General features: G+C 33.0%; 10 protein-coding genes and 1 rRNA gene. 9 read left to right on the plus strand and 2 right to left on the minus strand.

Annotation, left to right across the window (positions count from 1 at the left end; all coding sequences use genetic code 11):
- Positions 1-26 precede the first annotated feature (26 nt).
- From WBQ70_RS02905 to WBQ70_RS02930, 6 genes are all read left to right on the plus strand, one after another.
- Positions 27-638 (plus strand): ExbD/TolR family protein, encoded by a 612-nt coding sequence (locus WBQ70_RS02905; protein WP_423910310.1) that lies wholly within the window; start codon positions 27-29, stop codon positions 636-638.
- 20 nt (positions 639-658) lie between these two features.
- Positions 659-1216, plus strand: a complete 558-nt coding sequence (locus WBQ70_RS02910; RefSeq protein ID WP_423910312.1) for an ExbD/TolR family protein — start codon at positions 659-661, stop codon at positions 1214-1216.
- 34 nt (positions 1217-1250) lie between these two features.
- Positions 1251-2066 (plus strand): energy transducer TonB, encoded by an 816-nt coding sequence (locus WBQ70_RS02915; protein ID WP_423910315.1) that lies wholly within the window; start codon positions 1251-1253, stop codon positions 2064-2066.
- 232 nt (positions 2067-2298) lie between these two features.
- On the plus strand, positions 2299-3222 hold the full coding sequence (locus tag WBQ70_RS02920) for a PstS family phosphate ABC transporter substrate-binding protein (protein ID WP_423910318.1): 924 nt from the start codon (positions 2299-2301) through the stop codon (positions 3220-3222).
- 26 nt (positions 3223-3248) lie between these two features.
- Positions 3249-4916 carry a tetratricopeptide repeat protein gene (locus WBQ70_RS02925; RefSeq protein WP_423910321.1) on the plus strand — a complete coding sequence of 556 codons (1668 nt, stop codon included), beginning with the start codon at positions 3249-3251 and terminating at the stop codon, positions 4914-4916.
- A gap of 103 nt (positions 4917-5019) precedes the next feature.
- Positions 5020-5652 (plus strand): 7-carboxy-7-deazaguanine synthase QueE, encoded by a 633-nt coding sequence (locus tag WBQ70_RS02930; protein WP_423910324.1) that lies wholly within the window; start codon positions 5020-5022, stop codon positions 5650-5652.
- Between the two features lie 52 nt (positions 5653-5704).
- On the opposite strand, the gene WBQ70_RS02935 is transcribed toward WBQ70_RS02930, so the two are convergent.
- Together WBQ70_RS02935 and WBQ70_RS02940 are read right to left on the minus strand one after the other, a co-directional pair.
- Entirely contained in the window at positions 5705-6247 is a 543-nt protein-coding gene (locus WBQ70_RS02935) for a YfiT family bacillithiol transferase (protein WP_423910327.1), read from the minus strand.
- A gap of 37 nt (positions 6248-6284) precedes the next feature.
- Positions 6285-6992, minus strand: coding sequence for a class I SAM-dependent methyltransferase (locus WBQ70_RS02940; RefSeq protein ID WP_423910329.1), 708 nt, complete (start codon positions 6990-6992; stop codon positions 6285-6287).
- A 73-nt stretch (positions 6993-7065) separates the two neighbouring features.
- On the opposite strand from WBQ70_RS02940, the gene WBQ70_RS02945 reads away from it, so the two are divergent.
- The 3 genes from WBQ70_RS02945 to WBQ70_RS02955 form a co-directional block, all read left to right on the plus strand.
- Positions 7066-7560, plus strand: coding sequence for a YkgJ family cysteine cluster protein (locus tag WBQ70_RS02945; RefSeq protein ID WP_423910332.1), 495 nt, complete (start codon positions 7066-7068; stop codon positions 7558-7560).
- Positions 7561-7615: 55 nt separating this feature from the next.
- Entirely contained in the window at positions 7616-8851 is a 1236-nt protein-coding gene (locus tag WBQ70_RS02950; RefSeq protein ID WP_423910335.1) for an ABC transporter permease, read from the plus strand.
- Positions 8852-9826: 975 nt separating this feature from the next.
- Positions 9827-10039 (plus strand): 16S ribosomal RNA (locus WBQ70_RS02955); the annotation flags it as partial.

Raw genomic sequence — 10039 nt, forward strand, 5'->3', positions numbered from 1 at the left:
ATTGTATCAAATAAAAAACAAAAAGAATGGCTAAAATAAAAATGAAAAAAAAGTCAACATCTACGGATATGACTGCCATGTGTGATGTTGCATTCCTTTTGCTTACTTTCTTTATTTTGACTGCTACGTCAAAACTTCCTGAAGCTTTGCCAGTAGACACTCCATCTTCAACAGAGCAAACGAAATTGCCAGATTCAGATTTGGTAACGTTAACAGTAGGTGATGATAAAGTTTTTTTCGATCTTAAAGGGAAAGATGTGCGTGTAAAAGCGTTAGAGTTAATGGGAGAGAAATATGGTATTGAATTTACTGATAAAGAAAAATTTGATTTCTCATTAATGACTGATTTTGGTGTGCCAATTGCTAATTTAAAGCAAATTATAGCAATGAAATCAGCTGATAGAGTGAAAGCAAAACAACCAGGTGTTCCTATGGATTCTTTGAATAATCAGTTGAAAGACTGGGTTTTAAATGCGCGTGAAGCGAATGTTGAAATCAATAAAAAAGAGCCAAAAGTCGCTATTAAAGGTGATTCTAAAGAAGAATATCAAGTTATTAAGAAAGTCTTAGATATTATGCAAGATCAAAATGTTAATAGCTTTAGTCTAGTGACAGGTTTGAGAGGGAAAGACTTTTAATTAAATTAAAATAAAATAAAATGGCTGAATTAAATACTGGCGACGGCGGTGGTGGTAAAGGCGGCAAAGTAAGAAGTAAAAAACAAAACTCGAAAGTAGATTTAACCGCTATGGTTGATTTAGCATTCTTGTTGATTACTTTCTTTATGTTGACCACAACCTTATCTAAGCCTCAATCGATGAGTCTGGGCTTGCCTGCAAAGGAAAAAGACAAGCCAGAGGAAGATACTAAAGTTGATGAAAAATTAACTGTTACTCTTTTGTTAGGTGAAAATAATAAACTTATTTATTATTCGGGTTTGTTAGCGACCCCTATAACAGCACCAAAAGATGCTGTTTACGGTAAAGATGGTATTCGTAAGGAATTACTTGATAGAAAAAAAATAATAGATGCTTATGTTAAGTCTACTGGAAATGATAAAAAAGCAATGACAGTAATTATTAAACCAAGCAAGAAATCTACTTATAAGAACGTAGTTGATGTTTTAGATGAAATGGCAATTTTGAAAGTTCCTATTTATGCTATCGTTAATGATTTTACGCCAGAAGAAACAAAATTATTAGAAGGAACTAAATAATAGTTTGTTCATAACAACTTAATAATTAAGTAAAATGAAATTAGATATATTAAAAGGCAACTGGATAGATATCGTTTTTGAGGGTCGTAACAAAAGTTACGGTGCTTACGAGTTGAGGAGAAGCAATACCAAGACAACTGTGAAAGCATTGTTGATTGGTTCTTTTTTCTTTGCTTTAGCCCTTGCATTTCCTATGATTTCTAGCTTATTGCCTGAGGGTAAGGAAGAAGAGATACATGTAGATGAGATAAAAATTACAGATATTAAATTGCCACCTAAGGAAGAGATTAAAGAGATTAAGTTAAACGAACCTCCTCCACCTCCTCCTCCAGCAGTCGTAGAACAAGTGAAGTTTGTTAAACCTGTAGTTGCTAAAACAGAAGAAGTTAAAGAAGATCCTCCTAAAATTGTAGATATCAAAGATAAATTAATTGGTACTAAAAATGTTAAAGGAGATCCAGATGCAGAAGTTAGGGTAGTTTTAGCTGTTGATGATGGTCCTAAAGTAAATAAAGTTGTTGAAGTTGATGATAATTCTATTTATAGTACTGCGGGTATCGAGGTTAAGCCTGAATTCCCAGGAGGAATGGAAAAGTTCTACTCCTATGTAGGGAAGAATTATAGAGCTCCCGATGAAGAAGGTCTTAAAGGGAAAGTGTATGTAACTTTTGTTGTTGAGAAAGATGGTTCTTTGACGGATATCAAAGTGTTAAGAGATATTGGTTTTGGAACAGGAGCAGAAGCAATTAGAGTTTTGAAAAAATGTCCAAAATGGAATCCAGGTGTTCAAAACGGGAAACCAGTAAGGGTGCTTTATTCACTTCCAATTACTATTCAAACAGCGGACTAATGCTGAATAAAATTTATAGAAATATTCAGAAGAAATCGCTCAAAGAGCGATTTCTTCTTGTTATAGGGGTTTTGTTCTTTTTTCTTTACTTTGTTTTAGGATTATTGATTATATTTATGGACAATTTTCCTATAGACATGAGTTATAGTTACAGAGTTGCTTTTGGTATCGTCTTATTTGTTTATGCTTTTGTTAGGGTCATTCGGATTATTAAAGATAATAAAGAGTAAATATGAAATTATCATTAAGGTTTAACTTTGTACTTGTTATTCTCTTGTCAACATTGTTCTTTTGTTGTAAAGAAGAAAGTAAAGATAAAGAGACGATTTTAAAAGGGGACGTCAATATTCTTGTAGACGAAACTTTGAAGCCGATTATAGAAGATCAGATTGCTGTTTTCGAAGCAGAATATGGTGCAAATATCAATTTGATATCCAAATCTGAAAAAGAAGCCTCATTAGATTTTGTAACGGATTCTACCTCTAGGATTATTGTGTTGCCAAGGGAATTAAATGATAATGAAATAAATCATTTTAAAAAATTAAAAATCAAGCCTAAAGTGACTATTATAGGTTCTGATGCAATTGCTTTTATAATTAATAAAAAGAATAAAGATACTTTAGTTTCGTTAGTAGACGTAATAAATTTTGTTAAAGGAACTTCCCATAATAATATTAAAGGATTGGTTTTTGACAACCCAAATTCAAGTACGGTACGGTATTTGAATGAATTATCAGGAGTCTCTTGTTTAGACAAAAAAGGTGTCTATTCTATGAAGGATAATACGGAAGTTTTAAAATTCGTATCTGAGAATGATGGAATGATTGGTGTTATCGGTTTAAATTGGTTATACCAACCAAGTGCTGCTATTCAGGGGTATTTACCAAAGGTTACTGTAATGAGTGTTAAAGGAATCGGTGAAAAAGATTTCGTAGCTCCAAGTCAAAATAACATTGCTGAAGGGATTTATCCTTTATCTCGTGATTTTTATATTATCAACTGTCAAGGTTATTCAGGATTGGGAATGGGATTTGCTTCATTTGTTTCCGGAGATATTGGACAAAGGATAATTTTGAAGTCTGGACTTCTTCCTGTTCGTGTTCCAAGTAGACAGATTTTAATAAGAGGCAGTGGAGATAATAAAAATGAAAAATGAAAATGAATAAATTAAATAATGTTACAATGAATAAATTTAAAACTTTAGGTGTTGCTCTTTTTGCAACAGTTTCGGCTATTCAAGCTCAAGATATAAACGAAGTTAAAAAACAATTAGACGCTGAACAATTTGAAAAAGCTAAAAGCAATTTAAAAACAATTGTAAAATCTGATAGTGATAATGGAGAAGCTTTTTTCCTTTTAGGTACAATTTATGCAAATCAAAAAGTTGCTGATTCAGCAAAGATGGCTTTTGATAATGGTCTTAAAGCAAAAAAAGAAGCGCATTTGAATAATATTGGTTTGGGGCAATTAAGTCTTGAAAAAGGGGATCTTTCGGTTGCAAAGGCTAAGTTTGACTTGGCTAAAAACGAAATGAGAAAGAAAGATTTTCAAGAATTAATATACATTGCGAATGCATATTCAAATGTTTCAAAACCTAATTATAAAGAAGCTATAGCGACTTTGAATTCGGTTAATGAAAGAAGTAGTCAAGAACCTTTGTTGTTGTTGGCATTAGGTAATGCTTACCATGGAGATAAAGATCAAAACAATGCTTTTAAAAATTATAGAGCTGCATTTCAAGCTGATGCAAGTTTGATTAGAGCTAAAATGCAATTAGGAGTGTTACTTAAAGGTGCAAAAGCTTATACGGAGGCTGTAAGTGCTTTCAATGAAGTAATTGCAATAAACCCTAATTATAGTCCAGTATATAGAGAGTTAGCTGAGACTTATTACTATTGGGGTTCTAATCAACCACAAGATTATGACGCTCACATTCAAAAAGCGCTAGGGTTTTATGAAAAGTATATGAGTCTTACAGATTACTCTTTAACCTCACGTATGAGACATGCGGATTTCTTGATCTTGGCTAAAGATTATAAAGCTTTAGAAGTTGAAGCTAATAAAATGAAATCTTTAGATAATGTTAATCCAAGAATCTTTAGATACTTAGGTTATGCTGCTTACGAAAATGGAAATATTGACGAAGCTTTGAAGTCGTTGAATACTTTTGTAAACAATCCTTCGAATACTATTATTGGACAAGATTATATGTATTTAGGTCTTGGGAAAATCAATAAAGCAACTAAGGCTGATGGAACTTTAGATTTACCTGTTTTCAATGAAGGTGTTGAGTTCCTGAGAAAAGCAGTTCAAATGGAGCCTACGCTTACAAGAGATTTGGGGGATATAGGTAAAAAGCTATATGAACAAAAATTATTTAAAGAAGCGGCAGCAGTTTTTGAAATTGCGACATCTAATAAAGAGTCCAAATCATTCTTATTAGATAACTTTTATTTAGGTAATTCAATCTATTTTGATAATACTAAAACGGGTGTTGTCAAAGACACCATTGCACTGAAAAAAGCAGATATAGCTTTTGGAAATGTAATTGAAGCTTCACCAGCTACACTTGATGCTTATGTGTACCGTGCAAGAACACAAACTTTATTAGATAATGATGAACTGATGATCAAATATTATCAACAATATGTTGACTTAGTAACTCAAAAAGGCTCAGAAGAAATGGCTAAAGCTAACGTTAAGACAAAACTAATTGAGTCTTATAATACGATGGCTGCTGGGTATGCAAATACTGATAAAGTGAAAGCTATTGAATATTTTAATAAGACCTTGGCAATTGATCCTACTAATGCTTATGCTTTACAGTCTTTAGCAGTCTTGAAGCCGTAATTAATATTGATTAAAAACAGGAAACCGATAACTTTTGTTATCGGTTTTTTTATATATAACTACTTTGTTTTTTATACTTACCTTTGCCATTCAAAATTTTACAATGTTATCAAAAGAAATACAATTAGAAGTTAATAAAGGAGCTATGTTGCCGTTGATGGAAGAATTTTATACGATTCAAGGCGAAGGCTATCATACAGGGACGGCTGCTTATTTTATTAGAATAGGCGGTTGCGACGTAGGATGTCATTGGTGCGATGTTAAGGAAAGTTGGAACGCCGAATTACACCCTCCTACAGCGGTAGATACTATTGTAGAAAATGCAAGTAAATATTCTGAAACTGTTGTTGTAACGGGTGGAGAACCTTTAACTTGGGATATGGATTTATTGACTCGAAAGTTAAAAGAAAACAAACGTAAAACACATATTGAAACATCAGGTGCATATCCGTTATCTGGTGATTGGGATTGGATTTGTTTGTCACCTAAAAAAAATAAATTACCTACGGATACTGTTTACGCAGCTGCTCATGAATTAAAAGTAATTATTCATAACAAACATGATTTTATTTTTGCAGAGGAACAAGCAGAGTTGGTGAATGATGATGCTATTCTGTTTTTACAACCTGAATGGAGTAAAAAAGAAGAAATGACACCGCTGATTGTTGATTACGTGATGAACAATCCTAAATGGAGGGTTTCTTTGCAAACACATAAATACTTAAATATACCATAATCTAAAACGCCAAACATTTTTGTTTGGCGTTTTAGTTATAATGTAATTTTGTTTACCAAGATTCTCTATTCTTCAGTTCGGTAATGTGTGCCAAATGATGGTTGCTGTGCCATGCATACGTTCCAATGATTTCCTCGATTTTGTATTCTTTATTATTAGCAGGGTGTATAAAGGATTTTTGTAGATCATTTTTAGACAAACTATTCATTAAATACGCCAATCGAAAATGCAAACCTTCCAGAAATGATAATGTGGGTTCGATAGGCATGGTCGTATTATCATGCAATTCGCCCCAAAGTTCTTCATGGTAAAATTTTATAATGGGTTTGTCTTCTGTTAATGCCCATTTGATTCGGATGAAACAATTCATGTGACTATCGGCACAATGATGAATCACTTGGCGAATAGTCCAGCCATCTGGTCGGTAAGTCGTGTCTAACTGATTGTCGTTTAACTGTGAAACTTCGTTTTTTAATCTTTCAGGAAAAGATACTATTTCCGCAATTTGCTCGGAAAGGTACGTAACCGTGTATTTTTTAGGAGCAATAAATTGCCCAATGGGATAACGTAGTTTTTCTAATTCTAAATCATTCATAATCTAAAGGTTTTATTTTTTAATTCCCCCAACTTCTCTAAGCTATTGTAAGTCTCGCTAAATAATCATAATGTTCGCCTTCAAGGATTAACTCAGCCTGAAGCCTATTTGCGTAAGCGGCATTTTGCAAAGTATTATAATCCAAGTAAAGCCAGTCAAGAGGTTGTTCTTTTTGTCCTTTATAAGAAACTTCAAAAACTAATTCTCCATAATAACCATTGGCTAGTACTTCATAAGCGCCTTCTTCGTCTTCGTCAAACATATAAATGATGTCAGAGCTGTCAATCAGTATTTGTCCACCAGGTGCTAATAAGGACTTTAGTTTATTGAGGAACACTGGTAATTTATTTAGTTTACCACATATTCCTGTTCCGTTCATCATTAATAATATGGTGTCGTACTTTTGTTTTTCAAGTAGCATGAAGTCTTTAACGGAAGCTTTTTTAATTCCTCGAAGCTGACATGTTTCAATTGCTTTTTCTGAAATATCTATTGCAGTAACATCTAATCCACGTTCATTTTGCAAATACAAACTATGGCTTCCAGCACCACAACCTATGTCTAGAACTTTTCCTTTGGCTAATTGCAATGCCTTTTGCTCGATTTTTGGCATCTCTTCATAAGTTCTAAAGAGATATGCAACACTCATTTCGTCTTCTTCGGATATAGAAGTAGAAGTGATTAGATCTTGTGGTTGGTTATTGGTTTGAAAATCAAATATGGCTTGCCCAAAGAGGTCTTTCATTATTTTTGTTTTAAAGTTGGAGAACAAGCTCTAAAAGTGTTTAACTTTGCAAAGTAACTTTTAATAATCACTTTTGAAACCAGCATTAAACGAACTCGAAAAGCTAGCCAAAGATAAGCATATAGAAAACAAAAAGTATTTCGATAAGCTTAAAAAGAAAACGCCAAAGAATTTGGATTACATGATGCAGGATCTTCATAATGCGGCATTCAAAAAAACAAATTGTTTGGATTGTGCTAATTGTTGCAAAACGACTGGACCTTTATTTACACTAGCAGATATTGAAAGAATTTCAAAGTATTTGAAACAAAAACCACAACAGTTTATAGAGCAGTACTTGCGTGTTGATGAAGATAAAGATTATGTGCTTCAATCTGTTCCTTGTCATTTTTTGGATGCTGATAATTCTTGTTTTATTTACGAAGTAAGACCAAAAGCTTGTAGAGAGTTTCCGCATACAGATAGAAAAAAATTTCAACAAATTACAGATCTTACCTTAAAAAACATTCCAGTTTGTCCAGCCGCTTATAATATTATCGAAGAAATGAAAAAAAAGCTACCGCTTTAATTTAATGACCCCATTCGTTTCTTTAGTATGTGTAAACAATTAAATCATCATAATTTTGAATTTAGAATACTTTATTGCTAAAAGACTTGTAACTGCAAAAGATAATAAAAGCAGTATTTCGGCACCAATCATCAAAATTGCGATTTCCGCTATCGCAATCGGTATGATTATGATGATTGTTTCCGTAGCGACAGGTATTGGTTTGCAGCAAAAAATCCGAGAAAAAGTATCAGCCTTCAATGGACACATATTGATATCTAACTTTGACACTAATGAATCAGACGCTACCTTAATTCCTATTTCAACTAAACAAGATTTTTATCCAAAATTTTCTTCCGTTCCAGCCGTTAGTCACATTCAAGGTATTGCTAATAAAGCTGGGATTATTAGGACTGAAAGTGCCTTTGAAGGAATTGTATATAAAGGAGTAGGTAAAGATTATAAATGGGATTTTATAAAAGAGTATTTGATTGCAGGAATCTTACCTGATTTTTCTGCTAAACTGAATGAGGAAATTGTAATTTCTCAGTACTTAGCAAATAGGCTGAATTTTAAAGTAGGTGATTCTTTCAATACCTTCTTTATGAAAGATGGTCAAAATAAAATGCCTAATAGTCGAAGGTTTAAAATCGTTGGTATTTTTAATTCTGGCTTTCAGGAATTTGATGCTACTTATATAATAGGAGATATTCGACATATTCAGCGAATCAATAAATGGTCAGCAGACCAAGTGGGGGGGTTTGAGGTTTTCGTTAAAGATTTTGAAGAAATAACACCAATTGGTGAGGAAGTGTATAAACATATTGGATCTACATTAGATTCTAAGACTATTGTCGAAAAATACAGCTACATTTTCGAATGGTTAAAATTATTTGATTTTAATATCATCGTCATCTTAGTCGTGATGATTATCGTTGCGACAATCAATATGGTTGTTGCTCTTTTGGTTCTTATTCTCGAACGTACTCAAATGATTGGAATTTTAAAAGCAATTGGAGCGAATAACTGGAGTGTTAGAAAAATTTTCTTGTATAATGCAACCTATCTAATCTTTCGAGGACTTTTTTTTGGGAATCTAATAGGTATCGGAATCCTTTTAGTACAACAATATTTTGGGCTGATTAAGCTTAATCCTGAGAATTACTATGTTAATGAAGCGCCTGTTTATATCAATGTAATATATATAGTATTATTGAATCTATTAACAGTAGGAGTTTGTTTTATCGTTTTGTTAATACCATCTTATATAATCACAAGGATTTCTCCAGTCAAAGCAATTCGTTTCGATTGATTTTTCAGGAGCTAATCCTACTATCCGTTTTAAACGAAGTTCACTGAACTCCTAATAAAGATAAAGGTACAGTGAAGTACTCTTGTGGAGGCAAAACGCCAGCCCCACAAGAATTCCCACTTCTATCAGGGCTCAGGGTAGAGGTGTTATCAGGAAGATTCAGTTAATTAAGAATGTTTACTACTATATATAAGAGTAAGAAAGCGTGTCTATATTATAGTGTATGAGTTCAAGAAATCGTTATAACAGATAAGACCTTTGTTTGTCTTGGTGTTTCCACCAAGAATCTTTATAAAATAGCTTTTTCTAAACTCTTCAATCTGTGCTGATCTGCGTAATCTGTGTTTAAAACCCTTGTGATGTTAGTGATTCCTTAATGTTTCAGGTGTTTGAACACCTCTAAATTCCTACAAACCATAAAAATCATAAAAAAGAAAGTTCAGATTTCCAGTGAGTTGAGAAAAAGGTTAAAATAAAGTTATGAAAAGGTATTGTTTAACGGAACAACCTAACTACTTTTGCACCCGCAACAACGATTACGTTCACTGACATACTGACAAGCGATTGAGATATAAAGGAGTTTAAAACTTCTTAAAATAAATATCAAAAAAAGCTTGTGAGAAACTAATTTACGTTTTACATTTGCACCCCGCTAAAAGCGCAAGTTATTTGAAATACTGACAAGAGAAATATTTTTTAAGGCTTTGAAAAAAGAGTAAAAAAAACTTTAAATTTTTCTTGTGAGATTAAAAAGAAGTTGTACTTTTGCACCCGCTTCGAGCGACACATTAAGATGGGTTGAGCGAGGTGATAAATTAAGAAGAACACGTTCCTAGACATATTGAATTGACAGCCGTTTTTAAAAGAGATTTTAAGAACAAAAGAATAAGAGTAATAGAATCGATAGATTTGAAATGAACCAATAGCACTCGAGTCACAATAAATAGAATCAAATTAATTTGATTCGCATAATATACGATGAAGAGTTTGATCCTGGCTCAGGATGAACGCTAGCGGCAGGCCTAACACATGCAAGTCGAGGGGTATATTTCTTCGGAGATAGAGACCGGCGCACGGGTGCGTAACGCGTATGCAATCTACCTTTCACAGAGGGATAGCCCAGAGAAATTTGGATTAATACCTCATAGTATATCGAGTTGGCATCAACATGATATTAAAGTCACAACG

This window comes from Flavobacterium sp., from assembly GCF_049590715.1.
In the GTDB taxonomy this organism is placed as follows: Bacteria; Bacteroidota; Bacteroidia; order Flavobacteriales; family Flavobacteriaceae; genus Flavobacterium.